The following is a 26,151-nucleotide window of genomic DNA, read 5'->3' as shown; positions in this document are numbered from 1 at the left end:
AGTGATTGCTTACTAGTCATTAAAATCGGAACGGGTGGTAGGTTTTGATAAATATACAAGATAATAAGCAGTAGCTGACACTTAGTTTTACTATAGTACTGGCTACTGCCACCTATTAAAGTCAAAGTTAAAATATAAGAAAAGTGCAATCACCGATATAATTATTGTTGTAAGGATCCCAGTGTAGGAGAAGAGCACTGGTTAGCACTTGGGTATCAGTATGAGCTTGAGGTTGTTAAGAAAGCGTTAAGAAAAAAATTTATAGTGAACTGAGATACCATAAAACTCTGGCGAAGGAGCTATTGTAATAATGAGCTTATTATCATTAAAAAAGCCAACCCCTTAATGATCTAAGGTGTCGGCTGAGTTACGTGTGGTTATGTGATTATTTATCTAAAAACCAGTTCAATCAATTATTAGTCATCGTCCTCCATATCAACTTGACTACTCAAAACCTTGCCAGTATTGGCATCTATACTCACATCGTATATCTGATTGTCTTTGACAACTTCGATGTCATATAAGGCTTGTCCTTTTTCAAGCTCGAATTCAACACCAATTATTTTACCATTTACGCTTTGAGTGGCTTTTTGCATAGCACTAGTTAGCGTAACTTTGGCCTGCTTCATGGCGCTGTATTCAGCCATATCTTCTTTATCTAATTTTTCTTGCTCAGTCTTAATAACTTTGCCAGTATTGGCATCGATCTTGACCTCGTAAGAGGTACCATTAGAGATGAATTCAACTTCGTATTCACTCGTTGCAGTACCTTTATTATCATCATCGTCGTCATAATCAAACTCTGCACTGACCAGATCGCCTTTGGCGTTTTGTTTGGCTATATCGATTGCCTGCGTTAAGCTGATTTTACTTTGCATAGCACTGACAGCTTCACTTGATCCTGTTACTGCTTTGGTATTGGCAACAGGGGCGGCTATAGCAGTTGCACCTACACCTGCAATAGTAAGGGCGATGAGTGCTGATTTGGTTAGCGTTGATAAGTTTTTCATGAGAGTCATCCTTTGTATTAAATCAATTTCTGACACACCGTTAGTGGTTTTGTCAGCTACCTTGTGGGTATGAATCTATAATACGAGAGACGACATAGGAGAAACTTAGTGAGGATTAAGGGTTTAATTAGCGAATAGATATAATAAATATGGTGGTGCTATTGATACTGGGGTTTGTGTATCTATAATTTATAGTACGATAATAGTCAATGCCAATTTTAACTAAATGAGGTGATCTATGAAAATATTACCGATACCACCGCTAAATGCACAACTAACAAAAGCAATAAAAGTTGTGGAAACTACTGCGTTTGAACAAGCTAATCAGCAACATTTACTGCATTACTTTCTTAAAGGACTAGGTGATCTACCAACGATAGTTCTTGAGAAACTTAACCGCTCTTTAAAGGCTCCTACAGCTGAGCAGTATCCTCACACTGATGCACATATGAGACTAATTATCGGCTTAAACCACAAGCTTAAGCCGCCTATACAAATTACGCAATTGGTACAGTTACGGCAAAAATTTGCAGCCGAGATGGTCGCTATGCAATCTCCAAGCGTATGGCAACAAGCAAATACTGATGATACCTTTAAAAGTAAAGACAGTAATAATAAAGAAAACGGTAATTTGGTGAGCTGGCAAGATAAAACTATTGCCAATGCTGATGGTGGTGAGATGATTATTCGTTGTTATCAGGCAGAGTCTAGTGCCGCTCAAAACCACGAACAAAATCATCATATCTATAATAACAGTGAACAAATAGTCATGCTGTTTTTTCATGGCGGCGGATTCTGTCTCGGCAATGTCGATACAGATCATGAGTTTTGTCATACCATTTGTACACAAACTGGCTGGGCGATTGTCAGTGTGGATTATCGACTGGCACCAGAAAACCCTGCTCCTACCGCTATTAGAGACTGCCTTACGACTTATGCTTGGTTGGCTAAACACGCTCATACCCTTGGCGCGTCATCCTCTCGCATCATTTTAACAGGTGATAGCTCGGGCAGTGGTCTTGCAGCATTGGTAGCGCAGCAGGTGAGCAATGCCACTATGAATCAAGCCTTTGATAAACAAAAATATATTAATACGCTTGATGATTTCACTATTGATATTTTCCAGCAGCTACAAAATCTACCACGTCCATTAGCACAATTATTATTATACCCAGTCACAGATATTGGAGAAGACTATCCAAGCTGGAAGCTGTATGGTCAAGGCTTAATACTGGATTATAACGACATCAAAGTGTTTCATGCCGCCTATCTGCAAGATAGCGCTTTAACACAACCGCATGCTCTTCTTTCACCCCTACATGGTGATAATACCCAAGTGTGTCCAAGCTATATCGTCGCGGCTGAATTGGACATTTTACGTGATGAGGCACTTGTTTATGCCGAGCAGCTGCAAGATTACGGTATCAACGTGCAGACTCATACAGTACTTGGCGCACCGCATGGCTTCATAGACTTAATGAGCGTGCATCGAGGCATTGGGCGCGAAACGTATAATATTATTGATAATTTCGCTACCTTTGTATGTCAGATAATTAATAAAGAAACGAATACTGTGACATTGGAATAACATCTTGGAAGTCTATTTAATAAAGAGCGCTTAGTAGCTTTTACTGGCAAGTACGTGTTTGTTAAATCTGAAGATATATTGTCGTCTAGCGATTGGTTTAACAAGCATGGTAAAAAAGCGGTATTTTTTGGACGTATAGTACAAGCCCTTGATACGGGCTACAAACAAAGGAAAATAATGTCAGAAAAATTCTTACAAAATACGACACTTATCGCTTATTCATCGTCACAAGTCTCAAAAGTACCCTGTGATGAGATTGCAAAGTTGAGTTTTGAGCCACACAATAATGAGGTTTTTTGGCTGAATACTTATGGTCTAAGTGAATTTGACGCGATAAAGCAGGTTGTCATCCAAAATCAATTTGATGACTTTTTGCTCAAGCTATTGCAAGAAAAAGAACATGCCACTAAGGTTCTTGAGCTGGATAACGTCTTATTTATTGCCTTAAAAGTGCTAAAAACAGAGGATAAAAATCTAAACAGTGAGCAGATAATTTTTATTGTCTCACCAACTCTGTTATGGAGTTTGCAAGAGAATAGTGGCGGTCATTTTCAATGGATTCGTGATCGCTTGATGCAAGGCAGAGGTCAAGTTCGAAACAAAAAGGTGGATTACCTCATGTTTCTGTTGATTGAATCCTTAATTGCAAACTATGAGGAGATGTTTGAAAAATTACTGAATGCTGACAATGAGGTTATAAAGGTATCAAACATTACTCCAACGCCTTATTTTACCGAAAAGGTTGAGGCGCAAAAACGACGTATGCTAAATTTTAAAAAAGCGACGATGAGTTTGCGCAATACTATCGTTAAGCTGAAAACTATTAATACTATTGATATAGAAAGTAAGTATTTCACAGAGCTTAAGGAGCAAGCTAATAATTTGATTAGCGAGATTGATTTTGAGCTGCTTGAGCTTGATAGTAAAACCAATCTAATATTTTCAATTCAGGGGCACCGTTTAAATGAGATCATGCGCACGCTGACTTTGGTAACGGTGGTGTTTATACCGCTGACATTTTTAGCAGGTATTTACGGTATGAATTTTGAGGTCATGCCTGAGCTAAAATGGCAACACGGTTATTTTATTTTACTTGGTGTGATGGCAACATCGACTGTGATTATTATTATGTATTTTAAGAATAAAAAATGGTTCTAAGCGGCTCGTTATTTGGCTTAAATAACTTGAGTTTTATTAATGCTATTCCATAGATCCATAATATGATTTAAAGAAGAGTAGTAAAGCTGAACGATTTAATTAGTAAAACATAATTATTTTAAGAGGTAAATGATGATGTCTTAACACTTTCTTAATAATAAGATCGTTACTATGGTTCTATGACTAAGTGTGCTGTGGCTCAACTTAAGTATAGCGCAACCTCATAACGAACTTAAATAGGAAGGTGTCTATGTCTACTCATAATGCAGCATCAGTATCAACGAATCGCGTATCTAACCAGTCTAAATTTAGCAACATGCTCAATAAAGTGCCTGAGATTACATTAGTGTTTTGGCTCATTAAAATGATGTCAACCACAGTAGGCGAAACAGCCGCTGACTTTATGATCTTTAACTTTAAGCTAGGGTTGCCAGTCACTTCTCTTATCATGACTGTACTGTTCTTAATCGTATTAGTGATACAGCTAAAAGCCAAAGAATATATACCGTGGAAATACTGGCTAACCGTAGTGTTCGTCAGTATCTTAGGCACGCTGATTACCGATAATATGACAGATAATCTCGGTATCCCACTATCGTATTCAACGATAGGGTTCAGTGTAGTGCTGGCAGTAGTCTTCGCTGTTTGGTATGCCCGAGAAAAGACTTTATCTATTCATCACATCGACACCTTTGCTCGTGAATTATTCTATTGGGTAGCTATTTTGGCTACTTTTGCATTAGGAACTGCCGCAGGGGATTGGTTTGCAGAAGGGCTCAACATCGGCTATCAAAACTCTACATTGATATTTGCTGTAGGAATAGCACTCATCACAACAGGGTTTTATGTGTTTAAATTAGACGCCGTATTATGCTTTTGGTTGGCCTATATTTTGACACGTCCTTTGGGAGCCGCACTTGGCGATTGGTTATCACAACCAATAAGTAATGGCGGGTTAGAACTGGGGGTCACTAGCATCAGCGTTGTATTTTTATTAATGATTGTAGGCCTAGTGGGCTACGAGACTGTTAAAAAAGGTAATAAGATAAATAGTTACTAGTGAGTTAAGGGTATATATAATGTGAATGTGTTTTATAAACTATAGCTGATCAGCGCAATCTATCTATGTGCCCAAAATGCCTAATACAAGTAAGTAAATATGACTATAAAAAGTATAAAATTTAATTGGCATTGGGTTTTAGCGATTGTTGCTATTGTCATGTTTGCCTTAGCATCCAAATCGTTGTTTCATATGGCACATACGCTAGATGTAGCACAGATGAAGTCTGTCATACTGGCAACGCCGGCATTAACGATGTTTAAAGCCGTTGCAGTAGTCATAGCCGCTTATATCCTCCTTAGCGTTTACGATTTAATAGCAGTGCGCTATTTAAACACTAAGATACCTTATCCAAAAATCTTAAATACCTCACTTACCGCTTTTTCAATTGGACATACTTTAGGGGTGTCTATGCTTTCAGCGGGTGCGGTGAGGTTTCGCTATTATGGCAAATACGGGGTTGAAAGTACCAAGATAGCCAATATCATTTTGCTAGTCTCTTTAGCGTTTAGTTATGGCATGATGGCGGTCATTGGCATATCCTTGGTAGTAAATCCGCATATGCTATCGCAGTTACTTACCACTGTATCCTGGCTAAGCGGCATATCACCATTGATATTTAGAGTAATCGGTTCTCTTATCCTAGCGTTAATCGTCGCTAGCTTAATATTTGCTGGCAAGTCAGGGCGGATATTTGCGATAAAGGACTGGCAATTACAATTACCACCAGCAACGGTACTGTTTAGACTGATCGTTCTTGCCGTGATTGATATCGCTTTAGTCGCCTACATCATTCATATACTAATACCTGCCAGCACACAGATCAGTTATCTAGAGGTTTTCTCAGCTTACGTTCAAGCAATTACCGTGGGTATTATCAGTCATGTGCCGGGTGGGCTGGGAGTATTTGAGCTCACTATGGTAGCCTCACTACCTAAGGTAGATAAGACTACGCTGTTATCAGTGCTGCTGCTATTTCGCATTCTTTATTATTTTATCCCTTTTATGCTAGGGATATTATCTTTTGTTCTGCATGAGGCTTATATTCGCTCAGGTATAGAGTCAACCAAAAAACGTAGAATTCTGCCTAGTATATGGGTCCCTCAGCTATTGGCTTTGGCAACTGCAGTTTTGGGTATAGCCATGCTAATAGTCAGTATATTACCGCCTATTGCTGATCGAGAGCTATTACTGGGAGAGTTTATACCCATACCTATTGTTGAAGCCTCCTATCTTCTCAATACACTTATGGGCTTTGCATTAGTAGTATTGGCGCGTGGATTGTACCAACGTCTCAATGGCGCATGGCACTTATCAATGTGGTTATTAGGTGCGTCAATAGTGACGTTATTGGTCAAACATCTAGAGATAGAAGTTGCTGTTATCTGCACCTTCTTGTTCACCGTAGCTTACTTTAACCGAAGTTACTTTAACCGTCAGTCTAATTTGATGAGTTTGCGCTTAAATACACAAACCTTAATTTTGTTATCAGTATTCTTAATCAGTCTATTCTGGGTGGGCATGTACGTTCATCGTAATGAAGCCTATAGCCCTGATTTGTGGTGGAATGTATCAGACGATGGTGGAGCACGTTTTTTACGCTCATACGCTATGCTTGCTATATTAACTATCGCCTACGTATTATTCAGCCTTATTCGGTTCAAAAAGCCAACTCCAAGCCTACCTACTCAGGCAGAGCTCGCTAAAGCTGAGTTAGTAGCAAGACAGTCTGCTTACTCAGTGGCAAATTTAAGCTTATTGGGTGATAAGCAACTACTATTTAGTGACACGGGCAATAGCTTTATCATGTATCAAACTCACGGTAGAAGCTGGATTGTTATGTCTGATCCTATTGGAGATGAGAGTGAGTTTGGCGCTTTGATTGAGACATTTATCGAATTATGCCAAAGCTTTGGTGGTACTTGTGTGTTTTATGAAGTTAGCAATAGATATCGTCAAGCATTTAATAAGAATGGCATACAGCTTTTAAAAATCGGTGAAGAGGCTATTGTTGACTTAGATGCCTTTAGTTTACAAGGCAGTAAAAACTCTAAATTTCGCCAAGTCATTAGTCGCGGCAGCAAAGACGGACTGAGCTTTGAGGTGATACCACAAAAGCAAGTTTCCGCATTACTAGGAGATCTAAAAACAGTTTCTGACATTTGGTTAGGAGATAAAAAGTCAGCGGAAAAAGGCTTCTCGCTTGGCTATTTTGATGAAGACTATTTAAAGCGTTTTGATTGTGCGGTAGTCAAATATCAAGGGGACATCGTTGCTTTCGCCAATCTTTGGCAAAGTGGTCATCTCAATGAGTTGTCTATTGATTTGATGCGTTATAAAGAGGTGCAAAATAGCGCGGGCAAAGAAATTAAAAACATGATGGACTACCTATTTATAAATTTATTTATGTGGGGCAAAGAAGTTGGCTATCATCATTTTAGTTTAGGAATGGCACCGTTTACTGGGCTTGAAGTCCAGATTAAACCAGTTGTTGAAAGTAATGTCTTAAAAGATGACGCTTTAAAATCTAATGACCAAAACATAGTAGATAGTGAGCAAATCGAAGTTCCAGCGGCTGAGGCTATCGGACCTAGATGGCGCTACGTGACCAATACCGTGACCAAGTATGGTAAAACCTATTATAACTTTACAGGGCTACGTAATTTTAAAGAAAAATTCAATCCTGATTGGGAGCCCCGTTATATAGGAATTGAAACGGGGCTTAGAGCGGGCATGAAACCCATTAAAGGTTTAACCGACACAACATTACTAATATCAGGTGGTCTTGGCAGCTTGGTTAAAAATTAATACCAGTTAATACAGTTATATAATTTAAGCCTTCATTAATGGAGTTTGATTAAAGTTATGGCGCTATTACCAAACGCGTTTTTCAGTCATTGGCGCTTGCTTAGCAGCTTACTAAGCGGCGTACTTATTGGCTTAATAATAGCTGCGATATGGCCTATGTCTTTTAGTACTGGCTTTATTGTCGGTTGGGATAGCGGCATTTTAATCTATATTGTCAGTATTATTGTTATGATGCGCGCTAATACCATTCATGGTCATCTGACCCAAGACCATGAAGGTAAAGTAATTATCTTAAGCCTCATTAGTATTGCGAGCTTGATTTGTTTGCTAGCTATTGTAAAGCAAACTCAGATTGGTAAGGACTATCAGGGTATAGCACGTATTTTAACTATTGTGCTTACCGTGAGTACTATTTTTATTACTTGGCTGATGATACAAGTTACCTTTGCTATGCAATATGCCTATTTGTATTTCTCTGAACAACGTAGAGGAGTAGCGTCGCCTTTTATGTTTCCTGAAGCCATGATGGCAGGTGATGGCTTCAGTGAAAATCATACAAGGGCATTCAGTGCTAGATTTGAGGACTTTTTTTATTGCGCAGTTGCTATTGGTACCTCAGGTCAGACCGCCGATATTGCTTTTACCTCAAAAGCGGGTAGAAAGCTTGCTACTTTGCATAGCATTATCGCCTTTGTATTCAATTTGGTTATTATCTCTTTGTTAATTAACATTATAGCCAGTTATATATAATTGTGCTTATCGTTCGATAGTCTTAACGATAATAAATACTAAAGCTGCTGCCACCAGTTTTATTCGCTTGATGGGTTAATTCCCAATCCATATGCGTCATAATACGCTGCACGATACTAAGACCTAAGCCCGACCCCTCAACCTTATTACTAAATGCCTTATCTGTGCTCGAATCGTCATCCGTTTGAAAATCCGTATTGCTATACCCTAAACGCTCAAAGCGCTCATACAGCAGCGGCATCATAGCCTCAGGAATACCCAAACCAGTATCGGTAACGGTTATCTTCTCATCGTCGATAGTGACTCTGACTTCACCATCGTCTGTATATTGAAAGGCATTTTTAATAAGATTCCCTAAAGCCATCTTTAGTAATTCAGGTCGTATATTTGCAATATGCTCTTTTTCAGCGACTATAGTGCAAGTGACTGGCTTATATTTGAGCAGATACTTTAAGCGCTCCGTCTCATTGATAGCAGTATTATTAATAGAGGTTTGCGGGGCATCCAGTTTTTCAGGGGCACGAGAGAGCAGTAATAACGCGCTGATAATTTCAGAGGTTTCCTTAGCAGTGGTGCTGATACGATCAGTGAATTCGCTTAAACTGCTGTTATGATCCAATTGGGATGCGAGTACCTCTGATGCACCCATAATAATAGTTAAGGGGGTACGCAATTCGTGGCTGACATCGCCTGTAAATAACTGCTCGCGTTTGAGGTACTGCTCTAGCTTATGGTTTTTCTCATCGATAGCTCGTGCTAATACGCCAATTTCAGAAGGTAAGTGAGTTAATTTATCTAACTGTTGATTTTCTGATTCAACCGATTTTTTTAGATCTAGGATGGGCTTTGTAATCGCTTTTGATGAGAGATAGGAAAAAAGTATGGCAATCAATAGGCTCAGTATAATAGCGCCACTGAGAGCTGTATAAATAATGGCTTCAAGCTCTTCAAAAATAGTCAAGACAGGATAGTCAGTAGCACTCAAAAGACTGCTTTCAAGATAGCTTAAAATATACTCCTGGTTTTGGTAGTTATATTTTAAAAAGTGCAATTCAGTGGCTTTATCATCTGCTACTATTTCTAACTCTTGCACTGAGTCTGTTGCCATTTTTTGTAAATTTTCGGGCGCTGCTTCAAAATGATAAATACTAATACCAGAGTTCGTGTGGTAAGCTTTTTTTTGATCCTCATGTTCTAAGGTTAATTGCAGTTGCTGTAGCATTCGGCTCTCTACTAGGGCCTGCTCAATTTTAGTTTCTGCCACAAAAAAAATACTAACGAAAGTTGAGCATAGCAATAAGGCAAAAACGAAGTAGGATAGTCGAAATTTATTAGCGATAGAGTCAAGGTTGAGCATGGCATTACTTCCTAGTAAAAGGTCGTAGATGGAGAGAAAGATATAGACACAACGGCTGGTAATAAAGAGGAGCCCTTGTATAGTATTGAGATATTTTGAACTTAATCTGGATCAATTATTTGGTAACCCACACCAGATACCGTCATTATCATAGTCTTGCCAAATGGTTTATCGACTTGAGCCCGTACACTATGCATGTGGGTACGAAGTGCATCACTACTTGGGACATCCTCACCCCATACTTTTTCCTCCAGCTCATTCTTGTTGACAACCCGAGGCGACGCATTCATCAATGTCTCTAGGATTTTAAACCCTGTAGGTGTCAGTTTTAATGATTTACCTTCGCGTGTAATTGTGTGCTCCTCTGAATTTAAAGACAGTTCCCCAACAATGGTACTATGATGAAAATGATCATCTTGGTGACGACGGATGAGGGCTTTGATACGAGATTCTAATTCAACCAGTGAAAATGGCTTAACTAGATAATCATCAGCGCCACTATCGAAGCCTGCCACTTTATCTGAAATCGTATCACGAGCCGTTAGCATCAGTACTGGGGTTTTGTTATGCAAGTCTTCTCTCAACTTCTTACAAAGTTTGGTGCCATCCATACCTGGTAGCATGACATCTAGTAGTATAACGTCGTAACGATTGTTCGAGGCTAACGTTAAGCCGCTTATGCCGTTATGAGCATTATCTAACTCAAAACCTTTGGGCTCAAAAAAGGCATAAATATTGGCGACGATATCGGGGTTGTCTTCAATAACAAGTATCTTGTACATAGATGTCTCGTGTATAAATGCAAGCAAAGCTTATAGTCTAAACCTTAATAAACAGATTTAAAAAAAGTCGGCGCTGCTGCCACTTCTTTGGTCGTAATACCGAAGAAGTTAAGTAAAGTTGGGGTAATAAAATCGTGTGATACAGGCTGGTCTAACATACTAGTGAGGCTGCTTTTATCAATATTATTGTTGTTAGGCGACCAGATAATAACGGGCACCTGCTTTTGAGCATTAGGCGCTATAGAGTAGGGTAGGCCGTGCAAATAAATATTGTTTTCGCCTAAACTTTCGCCATGATCACTGATGTATACCATAACTACATCATAATCTTGCTCATACCCTTTTAGCGTATCAATCACGTTATTCAAGAAATAGTCAGTATAACGAATGGCATTGTCATAACCGTTGATGACGGATTGATCATCACATTTAGACAGCTCGTTGGTCATACATACTGGCTTATACTTTTCAAACTCTTTAGGATAACGCTTATAGTAAGCAGGACCATGATTACCCATTTGATGCAATAAAATAAGGGTGTCTTTAGCAGTACCGTCTGATTTTACCCCTGCATCTGACTTAACTAAAGTATCAAAACCGTCAAGCATACCAATATCACGACACTCCTCATCACAATTTGGATTGACATCAGGCGTTTTGAAATCCTCAGAAGTGACTCTATCAGCGACCCCTTTGGAGCTTGAGTTATTGTCTCTCCAAACCACATTTACGCCTTGCTTATTGAGTGTATCCAGTACGTTTTCATTATAGTCTGCACTACTAGAGTCATAATTCTCTCGATTGGCATAACTAAACATGCAGGGCACTGAATAAGCGGTAGAAGTGCCACAAGAGGTTGCCTTTTTAAAGCTATAAACATCTGATTGGCTAGCTAGCAGTGGCATAGTATCGCGCTTATAGCCATTAAGACCAATGTGATCAGCGCGAACCGTCTCACCGACAACAAATACCATGAGTTTAGGTTTTGCTGAATTAATCCCTACAGTAGGAGTTATACGTCTGGCATCTGTCGCATGCAGGGTCAATGTATCAGGACGGCGCAATTCATCGATGTAATCGGTACCTAATTTGATAACCGAGTAAATAGGGGTAATGGGATTAGCGTAACTACGAACCATTTTATGTTGACGAAAAAAGGTAGCGTACTGATCACCAAAGGGCAGTAGGCAGATAGCTACTAAAGCGATAGACAAAATTAAAGTCAGGGCTCTTTGCCATAGCGCTCGACGTAAAGGCAAGCGCTTGATATTTAATTTGGCGGTAATAACTGCGGGTATAACGCCTAGCAGGAACACTCGTATAAAGAAGCTTAGCGACATCAGCCCCATTGCTTCGCCTTGATCGGTCTGCATACTATTAATTAACATACTAGTGTCAAATATAGTGCCGTAAGCGTCTGTGAAATAACCACATACAGCCGCTATCATAACCATAGCAATTAAAACTGGTTTGGCGATTGGGCGATAGCATAATAATTGGTTGAGTAGCCACATCAAACCGAACAATAAGCCTGTGATAGAAATAATAAAGCCAATGTTATTACTAAAAGGGTAAATGCTTAGTACTTGCGAGAAAAAACCAAAATTCGCAGTAGCGACTAAATAGAGCGCAACAATGATAATCAGATAGTTAAGATTAATCTCACGATCAAAGATTTTACTAAGATATCTTGATTTAGTGCTAGCTTTGGTGATTTCGGTGCTAAGTGCTTGAGAGGTTGACATAACTAGGCTTCTCAACAGAGTGATAAGGAATGCGATTCCTTACGATAGCAAGTAGCCTGTTAAGAAGACGTTAAGAGGATTGAATAGGAGTCTGTCTTTTGGTATTAATATTAAAAATTTTAGATGCGTAGGGTTATATAATAAGTAGCGTTAGACAGTATTGTTATGAGGATTAGAAAGCCGATGTTTGACAAACCAACCAGTGATAATAACTACAGCAAACCCTAATATTAACAACACCACCTAACAAAAGTAAATTTTATAAGTTAGCGCTCTAAACCATGTAAGTAATAGCGTGTAGAGCTTTTAGGACTTGTCAAAGTAAAACCAATCTATGATATATGTAGATATCAATGATATTTTAAAAACCATAATATCGAGAAGTTTATTGCCTAATAAGTTATAGTTTAAATTCAAATCTAGACTATTATAGGGTTAAATAATTTTTAATATCGATGCTAATTTTATAGCTATAAGCATATTCAAATAACCACAATGGTTAAAGGTATCGATCTAGCGACTACAGCTTCTTAAGTTATTGCTAAGAAACTATCCTTTAGATGATTATAGTAGAGTAGGGCTGTAGAGCAGGGTGACTGTGAATACCTATCGATTAAAAACTTGCAAAAAATCTATCAGTCATGGAGAGACCCATTAGAAGATATGCAAACTCCTTATACCCCTTATTATCTACAAATCTGGCTATACGAATAATCTATTAGTCACTCTGAAGTGGTCTGCGTGATAGAGGATAATAAAGACTTTTATCGACATGTTTTTGAGCCAATAGATGAGCAGCTCAAAGAAGGTATTGAAAGCTCTACTCACTAGGGTCAGAACCCGGTGGAAAGTCATGACGTAGTTGAGCGACATTGGCCGCAGTGACTGTATCTGTAAAACTATTTAAATCACTATGCACATATTGAGTGACCGCTGCTATTTGCTCATCACTCATCATGCTGTGAAAGGATGGCATACCACGCAGCCCATTCATCACAACGCTAATAATATAATATTTTGATTGCATCTTACTGTTATCGGCAAGCGGCGGATAGTAACCTGCGCCTTGTGCACCCTTACCATCTTGCATATGACAGCCAGCGCAGGAATCGTCATAAAGCTTCTTGCCGTTGGTCGTTATAAAGCCCTTTTTACCTTCAGAACTACCTTCAAATTTTGCTAACCACTTTTGCAGACTAGCATCTTCTGCCATTGTTGGTAGCGAGCTGATATCAACGATATTAGCTCTTGGCGACCTAAGCTCTTCTTTCGTCATATAGACAGCACCCCACGCACCATTATTGCGACTGTCTTGATTATCAAAGACCGTTTGCTTGGCTTGTTGCTGACTGGAAAGAGTGGCTGTTGTATGAGCGGTTTGGTCTTTTTTATATTGACTACAGCCAGATAACGCGACTGTGCCTCCAATAGTTAATATCATTACCACAGCAAGCAGGTTTGGTTTATTCATATCCATGATTACCTCTACATTCATTATCGTTATCACAACTTAAGCATTCTTACTAATCAATGTCGTTAATCAACAACCATTCCGACTAGCCGAGCTTTTTTGCCTTTTGGTGTAGTCGCTGAGCGGCATCCATGCCAGATAAAATTGCGCCTTCTTGCCATGCTGGGATATGCGAGCAGTGCTCACCTGCTAGCACGATACGGTGATCAATCGCGCATAGCGTATCGTAGTACTGATCACGGCTTGATTCACTCCAAATGCCGTAGCAACCGAGCGACCATGGAATACGATGCCAAGCGACGGATGTCCCAGAGCGGAACTCTTTGGTATATTGCGGGTGGATATGTTTGCCATACTGAAGTGCCGAATCGATGCGCTCTTTTGGAGTAAGGGTATTAAATTTATAAGAGGCTTCGCCAAATCCATAGGCACCGAGTAGCACCCCTGAGCCAGTGGTAAACATATCGTGTGAAGGATATGAGATTTGTGAGATGGGCATGTCAGTATAAGTGATACCGCCATAAATCCATTCGTCTTCCTCCCAAAAGCGCCGTTTAAACTCCAAGCCTACTTTATAAGAGGTGTCATAAGGGACGGCTGCCATCGCTTGCTTCATTGGCGCTGAGACGTTAATGTCAATTTGGGTCAATACTGATAGTGGAATGTTGCAAATACACCAGTCAGCACGTACGGTTTTAGTTTCGCCATCTAGATTGTTACTAATGCTATTGCTATCGACGTAATCGACAGTGACGCCGCTCTCATCTTGATAAATTTTAGTGACTTTGGCATTGAACGTAATCATGTCTCGACATTCGCGAGTGAAGGCATCACCGATTTTTCCCATACCACCGACAGGCTGAAACATCGCTGGTTGATGGTCATATATCGTATAGTTATTATAAATATCTGACCACATGCTTGAATTTAATAGTTTATTCATCGGTATCGGTGTCGAAGGTTTGGCATCAGGCATCAAACCACCACCCGGATAAACACTATAGCCACGATACTTACTGGTTTCATGGCTTTTAACATAGCGATAATTATTATCAAGGACACCCCAGCCTTTTAGCCCTTCTAATAGCTTCTCTTTGTCTTCTTTATTGACCGTCTTATCAAGGCTACCGGTATTGACCGCTTTAGATAATAGCTCTGAGACATAGCCACGTATGTCGCTTTGCACCTCGCCTAAGCGTTGCGGTGCGCCATTAAAATGGGCTGTACGGTGCAAATAAGCGCGGTCATTAGTTTGTATAAAGGGCTGTAGTGCTACACCGAATTTTTTACAATAATGGAATACTGCATAATGATGAACCGGCAACCGCCATGGTCCACCGTTAAAGTAGTTGCCTTTTTTAAAGTCGCAAGTCACCTCGCCGCCGCCAAGCTCAGTATATTTATCACCAGCGTTTAGTGTCCAACTGCGACCACCACCGCGATTTTGAAATTCAAGAACTGTCACTTTATAGCCGGCTTTACGGAGCTCATAAGCAGCGGTAAGCCCGCCCAATCCTGCGCCAAGTATCACAATGCTCGCACCAGCAGGCGCACCCTTTAGATTCATCTCTTGTTTAAAGCTAGATTCAGAAGCAAAGCCCAATGTGGTCATCGCCTGATACATTGCCGTCGCTCCTGCAGTCTTACCAATCATTGACAGTAGTTGCCGACGTGTGGGCGATTGAAGCATATCATTCATTTTATTATCCTTGTTATAGAACCGTCATCCATGACATCAGGTGGTACTAGGTATTTTTATAGCTGTATTAGTAGTGAGGTTAATAATCCTTACTTTAAGATGTGTTTGACGTCAGCAGCACTGACATCACTAGTTGGTAGACCACCGAAATTTATCCGCACGTAATTGGTAATACTGGCGATCTGCGCATGACTTAACTCTTTCTCGAAGCCGGGCATTTTGGATGCTGTGTTTAACGCCCCTTTTGCACCATAAGCAATAACGTTAATCAGTGCGTCTGGCTTAACGCGACGAATACTACTCAGTCCTACGATAGAGACGTAACGAGCATCGGGCTGCGCGTAACCATCGACCCCATGACAGCTGCCACAGGCAGCAAGATATAGCACTTTTGGTGAGTTACGGTCATTATTAGAATGAGCATTCGCGGATGTTTTTGCCTGCGCTAAATAGTCTTTTTGCTCTATTAAGTTATAAGTAATAGAGCTGCTGACCGGATTAGGCAGCCGTGATGTATCTACAGGTATCACGTAATCGTCAGTCTTGAGGATAGGTACGACTTTTAAATAAGCAGCCATGGCGCTTAAGTCGTCATCGCTTAGATAGCGGGTACTATGGGCGACCGCTTCAGCCATAGGTCCACCGGCATAAGCGCGTTTATCGAGCATGCCAGTACGTAGATAAGTGACGATATTATTCTCGCTCCAACGCCCGATACCACTGTCATTATCTGGGGTAATGTTAGGTGCATACCATTTACCAAGCGGCGCACCTGATAAATATTTTTTCTTATCAAGACCTTGCGTAAGGTTGCGCGGGGTATGACAAGTGCCGCAATGCTCTAAGTTATTGACCAGATATTCACCGCGTTGCTGGGTTTGGGTGAGCCCTGTACGGTTTTTGGTAGAAGGTACATTAATTACGTTCCAAGCCAGCATTAAAGTGCGGATATTTAACGGAAATGGTAGCTTAGTTATTTTTTCAGGCGACTCTTCTACTGGAGGTACGGTTTGAAAGTAAGCAAATAGTGCACTGATATCCGCATCAGCCATACCGTGATAAGACGGATACGGCATCGCAGGATAAAGCTGATGCGTGGGTGCACGACCTTTTTGCAGAGCTTTTTTGAAGTCGGCTTCGGTATAATTGCCGATACCATAACGTTGAGAGGGTGTGATATTAGTCGAATAAATATTGCCAATCGGTGTTTCAATCGCGACACCGCCGCTATAGTCCTCGCGATGACAAGCCATACAGTCAGCAGTACGGGCAATATAGGCACCGCGATTGGCTAGATCGCTATTCATAGGACTTACATTGGGCAAGCTAATAGCGGGACTAATATTAAGCTGGCTTATTACATGAGGTAAGCCAGCGCTATCAGCCATGATAGCGCTGGAAGCCATACTAAGTGCAAGTGCTGATAATATTATAGAAATTGGCTTCATAGTATCCTCGCTAGGCAGGCAAAAACTCATTTTTAATAACTTTGGCTATCACTCTATAACTCGCTGATTTTTTACTGGACTGGAAAAGCTACTGTTTAGCTGCTTCAACTTGAATATTTAAAGTCAGATTTTTAGTCATGCCGAATAAGACATATTTTTTGATATTCCACTGGGTACGATCAATCGTGGCGGTAAAATTGCCGCCACAGACCGTTCTATTAATTGGAGAGCTCAGGTAACAATTAAATTTGGTCGCCAGTAAGCTAATAGGATGGGTCTGACCTTTTAGGGTTAGCTTGCCATCCACTCGTGTGACCTTTGGATTGTCTTTATCAGAGGTGAAATGCCATTTGGTAGATTCAAAACGTGCTAATGGATACTGTTCCATATTAAAAAAATCAGGTCCCATCAGTTTAAGATTAAAAATCTTGTTACCGGTGTTTAAGGATTTTATGGGAATAATAAGGGAGATGTCACCGGTTTTTGCGCTCGGATCATACTGGAGTATTCCGGTCACATTATAGAAGCCGCCAGTGGTAACAGAGGTTTTGAGGTGGTCAATAGCGAAGCGTGCGTTGGAATGGTCAGGCTCAATTTTATAGGTAGCAGCATGGCTGCCAACCGTACAACCTGCCAGCAATAATAATGTCCCTAATCGCTTGTAGTAACGTAATACGACTTTGTCACATACAAGCTGGCTCATGACAACATTCCTTTGTTGTGTAATCTTAGTTATGACACGCTTCGTAAAATTTTACTAGCCCTATCTTATTAAACTAAATACAAGGGCCGTTCATTACAGCAGATAAAAAACTACGTTTTCAATTAAATATTATTGATATTACGTCGAGCCATTAAACGACGTTTCATAAACCAAGCAATAATAATAACCACAGCGAGTAATAAGAAACCCTTAGAGTACGGTGCTAGCATAGTCTCAATCACTTCGTAATTCTCACCAAAATAATAGCCAGCAACGGTCAATAAGCTTGTCCAAATGCTTGAGCCCAAAGCAGTAAACACTAAAAAAGGAAGAATCGGCATTTTACTCATTCCCGCAGGGATGGATATAAATGAGCGAATACCCGGTACCATACGCCCAAAGAAGACAGCCTTGCTGCCATGTTTGTCAAACCAAACACTAGAGGACCGTATATCGCTAGGCTTAACGAACACGTATTTGCCATACTTTTGCGTAAATACCATTAGGCGATCTTCATTCAGTAAGCGCCCTAGGTAATATAGCGGCAGTGCTCCAAGTACCGAGCCAAGCGTACCTGCTAGGATGACTAATATTAAATTTAAATCACCTCTTGCTACCGCAAAACCAGCGGCTGGCATGATAAGCTCAGAAGGTATGGGCGGAAAAACGTTTTCGGCAAACATAGCAAAGATAATACCGAGATAGCCAAATTTTGCCATTATAACCAGTACCCACGCGCTTACCTGACTCATTAAAATACCTTGTTAAATAACTGATGTGATTTTTGCACCATGAGCCAATATATCATGCCCTTCTATTTCTACCTCTATCATCATAACTTAGCTTGCCGTTAAGATAGCGTTAAGGTGATGGCTAATGTTAGGAATAGTTTTAATTGATAGGTCGTTTTCAGAGATACAGTGAACGCTAGACCGCCACCCCAAATAATCGTCCAATTAATGATGTTGCAACCATCGCTAGCACGCCCCAAATCACGACTCTAGCAGTAGCAGGAATAACAGGAGCGCCGCCCAAGCGCGCCGATATTATCCCAAGTAGCGCTAAGCCTACTATAGTGACAGACGCTAGTGACCAAACCAGTGTTTGTGCGGGTAACAGTAGAATCCCAATAATCGGTAATATCGCACCAACAATGAATGATAATCCAGAAGCAACTGAGGCATGAATGGGCTTAGCTTGACTCAGATCTGTTAAGCCAATCTCATCTCGAGCGTGTGCCTCAAGCGCATCATGCTCAGTCAAAGCGACAGCAACTTGATGCGCCAAACTATGCTCAAGTCCACGTGTTTCATAAATTTTAGTTAGCTCAAACAGCTCGCGCTCAGCGTTATGAGTCAGCTCATGCAACTCTTTATCTAGATCCGCTTTTTCGGTATCCGCTTGTGACGATACTGAAATATACTCACCAGCAGCCATTGATAAAGCACCTGCTGTCAATGCTGCCATGCCTGTTAATAGCAATGTCTGACTACTGGGACTAGCTGATGCGACACCAACTAATAAACTGGACGTAGAAATTAAGCCATCATTCGCGCCAAGTACAGCCGCTCTTAACCAATGATTGCGGTTACTTAAATGCGCTTCGTCATGAATAGAATGGTGCATAAATACCCTCAAACGGTTTAGACATAAATTAGAATATGTCAGTTTAGCTTATAATGTCACACCCTTTCATACAACTTAGCAGACGGTCACTTTGCTTGCTTTAGCGCCACTAAGCGATAGGTCATCAGTAGAAAAACCAGTGTCTGACTACCTGCGTAAAATAACAATAAAGGCAGCGCGCGACTGTCCGATCCCACCATAAATACGTGAATGCTGATAAACATATAAGCCATAAAAGTTAAAAAGTGTAGCCAGCGCCATGCGGATTGCCCAATATATTTCTTAATATAAAAGCTAAAAGCACAGATAAACAATAGCCAAAATCCCAATTGTCCTAGTGCAACGCCTACACGCTCAGTCTGAAAACCAAAAGGAAGTAAAATTTGCCATAGATTAAGGTTTAAGAAGTTATCTGCTAATAAGATACCTGCATGGAACGCAGCAAAACCCACCGCTATCAGGCTTAAATACTGATGTAAGGAAAATACCCGCGCTGCATTAAAATGCTTGCCTAAACGAGTGCTTAGCAACAAGCCAAAAAGGACTGCTAGCCAAAATAATGTGTAGGCAATAACCCCACTTGCGCGTGACAAATACCAAAAATGTTTATCAGTGGCTGTCAGCAGCTGAGAAACCGTCTCTCCCCATGTGAACAACGCATAACCGCCGACTCCGGCAGCAATACTTAATATTAAACCAACCCATAAAGCCTGAGTGAGGATATTGGTGTTGGAAGCAGTATGACTGCGACTAAGATGGTCTGTGTGCATGACTATACTCCTATGAGTGGCTTTACTTTATCTATTAAATCTTGCGTATGTAGGGTGATAAGTTAACCAAGAATCAAGTCTGGATGTAGTAAGTTTGGCTGAACTAAGTTTGGACGCATGGCAGATGTCATCAGAACTTTGTTATTCGTATCGATTAACAGCGCAGCAATATGATGTTTGTTAAGCCATGCCATCGCTTCCGTGACGCCAAGAAGCACACAGTATTTTGCGTGTACCTCTGCTGTCATCGTGTCCGTAGCCAATATAGTTGCAGTCAATACATCACTATTTACGGAACAAGAATAACGAGGGTGAATTAAATGATGTTGCCAGCGGCCTTCATGCCACCAGCGACGATAGTCTTGTCCAGACGTAGCGACAGCGCCCGAGCTGAGTTTGAGGATAGCGATATCTTCTTCTTGAACATGCTCAATGTTAGCAACGTAAGGTTTAGCAACAGCAACTCCCCAAGTCATTGGTTTATCTATTTGGACTCTTGGAATACCAATCGCCATATCTCCACCCATATCTACTAAGCAAGGAAGTTGCCAGTCGTGAACTCGGCTAATATGCTCAGCCAGCTGCATGGCGCACCATCCTTTAACATACCCATTCAGATCCAACGCCATTCCAGCGGGAAGATATACTTGATGCTGTCCATCAGCTAACTGGCGCAGTTGGATACGCTCTATGTGCTGATGGTTTAATTTAGAATCGTTCGCTATAGAGGTGTCTTGTAAATTTGCGTTGGTATTTAAGTCAACGTTTGAGTTTGAACTAATAACAGGCAAGGGTGGCACAGACACTTTGGGTAGGGTTTCAAATGAATGCTTATAGCCAGCGTTCCAAAGATCTTTAAGTAAGGTCGGTGTTACCAAACCTTGAGTTTTTGAGACAAAATGAATGGCACGTTGCAAGACCTCGAATAACTCTGAGCTCACTTTAATCCATTGGTTAGTATGGTTATTAAGTCTCATCAGCTCGCTGGTCTCATCAAAACGACTAAACGTATGTTCCCAGTGAGTTAAGCGCTGCTGAATATCACTTGTCAGAATAGCAATTTGCTGGTCTATTGCTATCGCTGAATACTGCATGTTCAGCCTTGTCGTATTTAAGCTGACTTGAATATGACAACCCATCGCGACCAGTTGGATAGTTGCCAGTTGTGGTGTGTTTTTATTAAGCACATTTTCTTTCATTAGAGGTCTCCATCTTTTTGCGACGAGGTATAAATCAAATGACCATTAATCTTTTTTATTGAGAAGAACGTGTGCGGGCGACAACTCTTATTGCCTCAACAGGAGCGACTTCGTTGACCTGTCGCAATTGACTGATATCAACAATGGGTACTGCCATCTCACTATTCCCAGAAGCGGTAGTACTTAAAACAGCAGTATTAACAGGCGCAGTGTTAGTTTCTTGATTGAGTAGTAGTAACCATCCCGCCATAGTGCCTGCAATTGAGACGATCATAATGCTGCTTTTAAGATAGGCAAAAGGATCTGCTTTTTTAGCAGTTTTAGTAGTGGCTGTATTAAGGGTTGGAGCCTGATGTGATTTGGTATTAGTCATCGTATTCATCCTCATCATGTTGCTGATAGCTCGTAGCAATTAAACGCCCACTCTCTTTATAGCGTTTGTCGTCGTGTTTTTTATTGCGGTGTTTATCATCATCGTGATGCTTATCTTTATAGTCATCATGATCATCGTCATCAAAGCCCTCAGCACGATAGTCACTAGTAACGACCGTGCTGGCAACTGGATTTAAGACAGCACCAAGATTGGCATCAACATAACTAGGACCGCTGTCTAATAGCACTTCATAAGCGACTGTACCGTTATAGTTGATAAGCTGTGGGGTCGCCTGTAATATGGCGTCAGGAGCTTCTTGTTTGGCAAGCGCAGTTGCTTGCTCAGCAGTTAGTGCAGCAAGAGACGAGGTTTGGGTAGATTGAGAGAGAGGATTGACGACTGCTTTAAATGAGGATAAAGAAGGAGAGGTTATGTCAGGGTTTTGACTCACAGTATTTGCTGCTGCTTGAACGTTATCAGCATTAGGCGACTGGACAGATAAAGCGATGACGCCGCCAAAAAATACTAATGAGGTCGCACCGACAGTTAATAACAAGGGTTTTAATAGAGGTAAGCTCATAATATGTGTACTCCGTATATGTTGTTAGGGAATACAACTAGCATACGTAGTGAATATTAACTCAAGCTTAAGAAAGTAAGGTTTAATTCTTTATAGTGTTTTTATAAGACGCTTGATGGTTGTTTTTTATCTATTACCGTTGCGATAAAACCTACTTCTGGTGCAGGGCGGTTCGCAAACGTTATGGCGATACCATGTAGCTCGGCAATTCGATTAACAATGGAGAGACCTAAGCCGCTACCCAATTGGCTTTGACCTGCTGGACGATAAAAGCGTTCGCTCAGACGCGCTAACTGCTGCGGATCTACGCCTAAGCCATTATCAACTACTCTAATAGTATTGGTATCCAATTGAAGTTCAATCAAAGCCCCTTCAGGACAGTAGCGAATGGCATTGTCTAACAAGTTGCGGATTAACAATTTGAACAAGATAGGATTGATAAGAATCGGTAAAATATCAGCAGGGTTATCACACTGTACAGTACGTTTTAATTGAATGTGTTTTTCACGAGCCAAACGATTAACATCACTTAGCACAATATCCGTTAGCGCCAGCCAATCTGGTTTTTCTAATTGCTCAGGTGGCAATTGTTGTTGCGGTTCTATTTTGGCTAAAATAAGTAGTTGGTCAACTAAATGAGTGGCGCGCTCAATGCCATTGCTGATTTTTTGAGCATGGTAAAATAGCTGATTATCATCTTCTATATCTGACAGCTGTAATATCTGCTGCTGTAATAAGTCCGCTTGTAGCTTTAATGCCGCAAGTGGACTTCGTAGCTCATGCGAGGCATCCGCTGTAAAGCGTTGCTCACGCGCTAAAGTTTCCGCTACTTTGACAAATAAAACATTTAAGGCGGTCACCAAAGGCTGAATCTCTTTGGGTACATCTGCGGTGATGGGACTATCATCTTGTGGCTGACGTTGAGCAAGCTCGGCACTGATTTGGGTGAGTGGCATAAACCCGCGCCGAATCAACCAAATAACCAAACCGATAAATGCCAATAGACCAATCAACATCGGTAGCACTTGCACAGACATGGCACTGACAATCATTTCTTGGCGAGAATCTAGGTTTTGCCCGACCGCAATCACCCGACCTTTATGCTTAGAATCATGGTCATCATGCACATAAAATAAACGCCAGCGCTTACTAAATGGGTTGAGGCGCTGATACGCAGAATCATGCGCTTCTACAAAACCATGCTGATCAGATAAAAAGGCAAATGACTGACCATTTTCATCGGCCATTAATAAGCGTCCTTTTTTATCCCAGATAGCAAAGCCCATATAGTCATCTTTAGCATTACCAAGGTCACCTGACAGCTGCTTACTTTTTAAGTTGTATATTTTGGCGGAACGCTTCTTTTTACTTTTACTATCCTCTTGCTCATGATCGTCTCTATCATCATCGTCTTTAGGAGCGACACCTATTAGGTAGCGGGCAACTTGAGTAATTTGGGTATCATTCATCTCGTTAATTTCGTGCCACAGCCGCCACGCAATAAAGCTGGAGGTGAGTATCCACAACAAAGGAAGTCCAATAAGTAAGGAGGTTAATAGCCGTTGCTGGATACTTTTCATAGGCTCACGTGTACTTACATATTAAATAAAATAGACAAGATAGATAAGTTAAAGGTAATCAAGGATATCATTCATGACTGTTATAAGCGGGATTGAGATAATAGCCGATACCGCGTTTGGTCAAGATAAAGTCATTGCCCAGTTTTTTACGTAAGTGATGAATGTGCACTTCAATGGCATTACTTTCGATATCTTGTTGCCATCCATACAGTTTATCTTCTAAGCTCGCTCTACTATGGATTTGTTTGGGATGGGACAGCATTTGCTCCAAGATTGCCACTTCTTTGATGGTCAATTCAATCACTTGACCTTGATACGTTAGTTGCTGATTATGAGGCTGATAGGCAACCTCGCCATAACGGATTTCAGGTTGGCTACGTCCCTGACTGCGTCGCATCAAAGCTTGCAGACGAGCAACAACTTCATCTAATGCAAACGGCTTAACCAAATAATCGTCAGCGCCCACATTGAGTCCTGCCACCCGATTGGCAATCGCGTCGCGTGCAGTGATAATTAAAACCGGCGTATCAATGTGTTTGGCGCGCCAATTTTGCAGCACGGTCATGCCGTCCCCTTTTGGCAAGGTTAAATCAAGCAGCACCGCATCAAACATATCCTCTTGCAGCGCCATTTCACCTTGCTTAGCATCACTGAACCAATCGACCATCATGCCATGGCTTTTTAAGCCGAGAATAATACCTTCAGCAATGCTGCTATCGTCTTCTATTAATAATATACGTGACATGTGTTTTCCATCGCTCTATTTATTCCGCCGCTTCGTTTATTTCACATCTGACGGCTTATCTGTCACCGTTTTATTGCCGGTTATCATCGATTTAATCAGGTTTTGGCGTTGCCAGTAACTCATGGCAATCGCAGCGATAATATGCAAAGGAACGAGTAGATATAAACTGTTTGCTAATAGCTCATGCACATCTTCAAGAAAATCTTCATTACCAATGATTTCTGATTCCATTAGATAACCGGTTATTCCTAATCCTATAATCACTGCCCATAACGATAGTATCATAAGGGCTGCCAATGGATTATGCCCAAGATGCTGCTCATCAACACGGCGAACACTTAAGTCTGATATATGATACTTAAGTCGTGTTGGTGTGGGAAAGAAATTAGTAAAGCGTGCATATCGAGTGCCAATTAAACCCCAAAGCAAGCGTATCACCACTAATCCTACCACGGTATAGCCTACATAGGCGTGTAGATCGCTACCGTCTTCAGTAAAGAGTAGATTGGCAATAATACCCGCTGCCACTGTCCAGTGGGTGATTCTAACTAAAATATCCCAAACTCGTACTTGTCTCATCTTGGGGATGCTGGATGACGGTACGCCAGAATTAGGGATCAAATTGGTGGTGTTATTTTGGCTCATGATCGTCACTCCCTTAAGAATACATTTGTTTATTAACGATATTTGGCTGCAAGAAACTAAAGCGAAGCGAGATATCGTAAGCAGACTAGATGTCGCAGTGTCTGTCTTATAGCTATTACAACAAATGAACCTTAAGGTGAGCTTAGTAAGCTAAAAAATTAATCGCTGATTAATATATTATGAAATGCCTTTTTCTTAAGCCAGTAGAAAGAACTTAGAATTTGTAATACAGTAATAAATAGAGCAACTAACTTAACAATTTATCTATGTTAAGCTTTTCTTAAGATTTCCTTAAGTTTTATCTATTATGATTGAGTTATTAACATGGCAAGTTGTAAAACCCATTAAGTGTGTTATTGAAATCAATTAAAAACTCTAAAGGCAAGGAGAACATCATGAAAAACTTATCAATGTTTAGTAAGTCTATTGTTATGACACTTAGTATGATAGCGGTTAGCAGCGCTACTATTTCTGTCGCACAAGCTGCTACTCCAGCCGTAAAGGTCAGTGAAGCGGTGGCAGCAGCACAAAGTAAAATCAGCCTTGAACAAGCCATTGCTATTGGCAATAAAACGATTAAAGGCGATCTTGTCAGTGCAGAGTTTGACCAAAAGGGTTCTTCGGCAGGTGGTAAATACGATGTTAAGTTCATCGCTAATAATACTGAATACAAAATAAGAATCGATGCTGATACGGGCAAGGTTTTAAGTGCTAAACAAGATCAGCTTGATAGAGAGGATATGGCAGAATACAAAGCGATGAAACAGGCGAAAGTTAGCCTAAACCAAGCAATGAAAAAAGCCACTCAAGATGTAAACGGAAAAATCATTAAAGCAGGGTTTGATGTTGACAATGGCAAGTCAGTGTATGAGATTAAAGTTGCTAAAGGCAATCAGATACACAAAATGGTTATCGATAGCGTGACTGGCAAAGTTGTTAGTAGTCGCCTAGAGCGCTCTGATGATGATTAAGAATGCAGTCTGCTAACTTTTAATGCTGTAATTGTAATCCTACTTAATAATGGCTCTAAGTGGTACTCAAACCCCGAGCTTAA

23 protein-coding genes are annotated in these 26,151 nt (G+C 40.7%); 6 read left to right on the top strand and 17 right to left on the bottom strand.

The genetic code is table 11. From position 1 onward, the window contains the following. Nucleotides 1–416: 416 nt before the first annotated feature. Nucleotides 417–1,010, bottom strand: a complete 594-nt coding sequence (locus JMX75_RS08705) for a PepSY domain-containing protein (protein ID WP_201532024.1) — start codon at nucleotides 1,008–1,010, stop codon at nucleotides 417–419. A gap of 238 nt (nucleotides 1,011–1,248) precedes the next feature. Between JMX75_RS08705 and JMX75_RS08700 the strand changes: the two genes are divergently transcribed. From JMX75_RS08700 to JMX75_RS08680, 5 genes are all read left to right on the top strand, one after another. Then, nucleotides 1,249–2,598, top strand: a complete 1,350-nt coding sequence (locus JMX75_RS08700) for an alpha/beta hydrolase (protein WP_201532023.1) — start codon at nucleotides 1,249–1,251, stop codon at nucleotides 2,596–2,598. A 54-nt stretch (nucleotides 2,599–2,652) separates the two neighbouring features. Further along, nucleotides 2,653–3,756 (top strand): CorA family divalent cation transporter, encoded by a 1,104-nt coding sequence (locus tag JMX75_RS12935; RefSeq protein WP_227673152.1) that lies wholly within the window; start codon nucleotides 2,653–2,655, stop codon nucleotides 3,754–3,756. A 250-nt stretch (nucleotides 3,757–4,006) separates the two neighbouring features. Next, nucleotides 4,007–4,816, top strand: coding sequence for a hypothetical protein (locus JMX75_RS08690; RefSeq protein WP_265089559.1), 810 nt, complete (start codon nucleotides 4,007–4,009; stop codon nucleotides 4,814–4,816). Between the two features lie 99 nt (nucleotides 4,817–4,915). Then, nucleotides 4,916–7,624, top strand: coding sequence for a bifunctional lysylphosphatidylglycerol flippase/synthetase MprF (gene mprF, locus JMX75_RS08685; RefSeq protein ID WP_201532022.1), 2,709 nt, complete (start codon nucleotides 4,916–4,918; stop codon nucleotides 7,622–7,624). Between the two features lie 57 nt (nucleotides 7,625–7,681). Beyond that, entirely contained in the window at nucleotides 7,682–8,374 is a 693-nt protein-coding gene (locus JMX75_RS08680; protein ID WP_201532021.1) for a DUF1345 domain-containing protein, read from the top strand. A 22-nt stretch (nucleotides 8,375–8,396) separates the two neighbouring features. Here the strand turns inward: JMX75_RS08680 and JMX75_RS08675 are convergent, their stop codons facing one another. The 16 genes from JMX75_RS08675 to JMX75_RS08600 form a co-directional block, all read right to left on the bottom strand. Next, nucleotides 8,397–9,638, bottom strand: coding sequence for a HAMP domain-containing sensor histidine kinase (locus tag JMX75_RS08675; protein WP_320157703.1), 1,242 nt, complete (start codon nucleotides 9,636–9,638; stop codon nucleotides 8,397–8,399). Between the two features lie 194 nt (nucleotides 9,639–9,832). After that, nucleotides 9,833–10,513, bottom strand: a complete 681-nt coding sequence (locus JMX75_RS08670) for a response regulator transcription factor (RefSeq protein WP_201532019.1) — start codon at nucleotides 10,511–10,513, stop codon at nucleotides 9,833–9,835. A 44-nt stretch (nucleotides 10,514–10,557) separates the two neighbouring features. Beyond that, entirely contained in the window at nucleotides 10,558–12,258 is a 1,701-nt protein-coding gene (locus JMX75_RS08665; protein ID WP_201532018.1) for a phosphoethanolamine transferase, read from the bottom strand. Between the two features lie 820 nt (nucleotides 12,259–13,078). Beyond that, on the bottom strand, nucleotides 13,079–13,735 hold the full coding sequence (locus tag JMX75_RS08660) for a c-type cytochrome (protein WP_201532017.1): 657 nt from the start codon (nucleotides 13,733–13,735) through the stop codon (nucleotides 13,079–13,081). Between the two features lie 79 nt (nucleotides 13,736–13,814). Then, entirely contained in the window at nucleotides 13,815–15,428 is a 1,614-nt protein-coding gene (locus JMX75_RS08655; RefSeq protein WP_201532016.1) for a flavin monoamine oxidase family protein, read from the bottom strand. 89 nt (nucleotides 15,429–15,517) lie between these two features. Further along, nucleotides 15,518–16,876 carry a cytochrome c gene (locus tag JMX75_RS08650; protein WP_201532015.1) on the bottom strand — a complete coding sequence of 453 codons (1,359 nt, stop codon included), beginning with the start codon at nucleotides 16,874–16,876 and terminating at the stop codon, nucleotides 15,518–15,520. 88 nt (nucleotides 16,877–16,964) lie between these two features. Beyond that, complete coding sequence (locus JMX75_RS08645) at nucleotides 16,965–17,579, bottom strand: YceI family protein (protein WP_201532014.1); 615 nt, start codon at nucleotides 17,577–17,579, stop codon at nucleotides 16,965–16,967. Nucleotides 17,580–17,701: 122 nt separating this feature from the next. After that, nucleotides 17,702–18,331, bottom strand: a complete 630-nt coding sequence (locus JMX75_RS08640) for a DedA family protein (protein WP_201532013.1) — start codon at nucleotides 18,329–18,331, stop codon at nucleotides 17,702–17,704. Nucleotides 18,332–18,506: 175 nt separating this feature from the next. Next, a complete protein-coding gene (locus tag JMX75_RS08635; protein WP_201532012.1) occupies nucleotides 18,507–19,205 on the bottom strand; it encodes a VIT family protein in 699 nt (232 codons plus the stop codon). Between the two features lie 86 nt (nucleotides 19,206–19,291). Beyond that, entirely contained in the window at nucleotides 19,292–19,975 is a 684-nt protein-coding gene (locus tag JMX75_RS08630; RefSeq protein WP_201532011.1) for a ferric reductase-like protein, read from the bottom strand. Between the two features lie 62 nt (nucleotides 19,976–20,037). After that, nucleotides 20,038–21,174 carry an FAD:protein FMN transferase gene (locus JMX75_RS08625; RefSeq protein ID WP_201532010.1) on the bottom strand — a complete coding sequence of 379 codons (1,137 nt, stop codon included), beginning with the start codon at nucleotides 21,172–21,174 and terminating at the stop codon, nucleotides 20,038–20,040. Between the two features lie 55 nt (nucleotides 21,175–21,229). Continuing rightward, a complete protein-coding gene (locus JMX75_RS08620; protein ID WP_201532009.1) occupies nucleotides 21,230–21,547 on the bottom strand; it encodes a hypothetical protein in 318 nt (105 codons plus the stop codon). Further along, nucleotides 21,540–22,127 (bottom strand): PepSY domain-containing protein, encoded by a 588-nt coding sequence (locus JMX75_RS08615; protein WP_201532008.1) that lies wholly within the window; start codon nucleotides 22,125–22,127, stop codon nucleotides 21,540–21,542. The genes JMX75_RS08620 and JMX75_RS08615 overlap by 8 nt, the downstream gene beginning before the upstream one ends. A gap of 101 nt (nucleotides 22,128–22,228) precedes the next feature. Further along, nucleotides 22,229–23,707: an ATP-binding protein gene (locus tag JMX75_RS08610; protein WP_201532007.1), complete on the bottom strand. Its 1,479-nt coding sequence runs from the start codon at nucleotides 23,705–23,707 to the stop codon at nucleotides 22,229–22,231. Nucleotides 23,708–23,774: 67 nt separating this feature from the next. After that, a complete protein-coding gene (locus JMX75_RS08605; RefSeq protein ID WP_201532006.1) occupies nucleotides 23,775–24,452 on the bottom strand; it encodes a response regulator in 678 nt (225 codons plus the stop codon). A gap of 36 nt (nucleotides 24,453–24,488) precedes the next feature. Next, on the bottom strand, nucleotides 24,489–25,097 hold the full coding sequence (locus JMX75_RS08600; RefSeq protein WP_201532005.1) for a cytochrome b/b6 domain-containing protein: 609 nt from the start codon (nucleotides 25,095–25,097) through the stop codon (nucleotides 24,489–24,491). A 395-nt stretch (nucleotides 25,098–25,492) separates the two neighbouring features. Here JMX75_RS08600 and JMX75_RS08595 point away from each other — a divergent pair, with 395 nt between their 5' ends. Next, on the top strand, nucleotides 25,493–26,068 hold the full coding sequence (locus JMX75_RS08595; RefSeq protein WP_201532004.1) for a PepSY domain-containing protein: 576 nt from the start codon (nucleotides 25,493–25,495) through the stop codon (nucleotides 26,066–26,068). The last annotated feature ends 83 nt before the right edge of the window (nucleotides 26,069–26,151 follow it).

The sequence above is a fragment of the Psychrobacter sp. LFX-11D genome (assembly GCF_904846475.1).
Taxonomy (GTDB): domain Bacteria; phylum Pseudomonadota; class Gammaproteobacteria; order Pseudomonadales; family Moraxellaceae; genus Psychrobacter; species Psychrobacter cryohalolentis.
Note: the sequence above shows the minus strand (reverse complement) of the source record. Positions and strands in the feature narration are given on the sequence as shown.

What these genes read in the sequence shown, in the direction of transcription:
- JMX75_RS08705 (WP_201532024.1), bottom strand. Translation starts at nt 1,010, where the DNA reads ATGAAAAACTTATCAACGCTAACCAAATCAGCACTCATCGCCCTTACT.
- JMX75_RS08700 (WP_201532023.1), top strand. Translation starts at nt 1,249, where the DNA reads ATGAAAATATTACCGATACCACCGCTAAATGCACAACTAACAAAAGCA.
- JMX75_RS08690 (WP_265089559.1), top strand. Translation starts at nt 4,007, where the DNA reads ATGTCTACTCATAATGCAGCATCAGTATCAACGAATCGCGTATCTAAC.
- mprF (WP_201532022.1), top strand. Translation starts at nt 4,916, where the DNA reads ATGACTATAAAAAGTATAAAATTTAATTGGCATTGGGTTTTAGCGATT.
- JMX75_RS08680 (WP_201532021.1), top strand. Translation starts at nt 7,682, where the DNA reads ATGGCGCTATTACCAAACGCGTTTTTCAGTCATTGGCGCTTGCTTAGC.
- JMX75_RS08670 (WP_201532019.1), bottom strand. Translation starts at nt 10,513, where the DNA reads ATGTACAAGATACTTGTTATTGAAGACAACCCCGATATCGTCGCCAAT.
- JMX75_RS08665 (WP_201532018.1), bottom strand. Translation starts at nt 12,258, where the DNA reads ATGTCAACCTCTCAAGCACTTAGCACCGAAATCACCAAAGCTAGCACT.
- JMX75_RS08660 (WP_201532017.1), bottom strand. Translation starts at nt 13,735, where the DNA reads ATGGATATGAATAAACCAAACCTGCTTGCTGTGGTAATGATATTAACT.
- JMX75_RS08655 (WP_201532016.1), bottom strand. Translation starts at nt 15,428, where the DNA reads ATGAATGATATGCTTCAATCGCCCACACGTCGGCAACTACTGTCAATG.
- JMX75_RS08650 (WP_201532015.1), bottom strand. Translation starts at nt 16,876, where the DNA reads ATGAAGCCAATTTCTATAATATTATCAGCACTTGCACTTAGTATGGCT.
- JMX75_RS08645 (WP_201532014.1), bottom strand. Translation starts at nt 17,579, where the DNA reads ATGAGCCAGCTTGTATGTGACAAAGTCGTATTACGTTACTACAAGCGA.
- JMX75_RS08640 (WP_201532013.1), bottom strand. Translation starts at nt 18,331, where the DNA reads ATGAGTCAGGTAAGCGCGTGGGTACTGGTTATAATGGCAAAATTTGGC.
- JMX75_RS08635 (WP_201532012.1), bottom strand. Translation starts at nt 19,205, where the DNA reads ATGCACCATTCTATTCATGACGAAGCGCATTTAAGTAACCGCAATCAT.
- JMX75_RS08630 (WP_201532011.1), bottom strand. Translation starts at nt 19,975, where the DNA reads ATGCACACAGACCATCTTAGTCGCAGTCATACTGCTTCCAACACCAAT.
- JMX75_RS08625 (WP_201532010.1), bottom strand. Translation starts at nt 21,174, where the DNA reads ATGAAAGAAAATGTGCTTAATAAAAACACACCACAACTGGCAACTATC.
- JMX75_RS08620 (WP_201532009.1), bottom strand. Translation starts at nt 21,547, where the DNA reads ATGACTAATACCAAATCACATCAGGCTCCAACCCTTAATACAGCCACT.
- JMX75_RS08615 (WP_201532008.1), bottom strand. Translation starts at nt 22,127, where the DNA reads ATGAGCTTACCTCTATTAAAACCCTTGTTATTAACTGTCGGTGCGACC.
- JMX75_RS08610 (WP_201532007.1), bottom strand. Translation starts at nt 23,707, where the DNA reads ATGAAAAGTATCCAGCAACGGCTATTAACCTCCTTACTTATTGGACTT.
- JMX75_RS08605 (WP_201532006.1), bottom strand. Translation starts at nt 24,452, where the DNA reads ATGTCACGTATATTATTAATAGAAGACGATAGCAGCATTGCTGAAGGT.
- JMX75_RS08600 (WP_201532005.1), bottom strand. Translation starts at nt 25,097, where the DNA reads ATGAGCCAAAATAACACCACCAATTTGATCCCTAATTCTGGCGTACCG.
- JMX75_RS08595 (WP_201532004.1), top strand. Translation starts at nt 25,493, where the DNA reads ATGAAAAACTTATCAATGTTTAGTAAGTCTATTGTTATGACACTTAGT.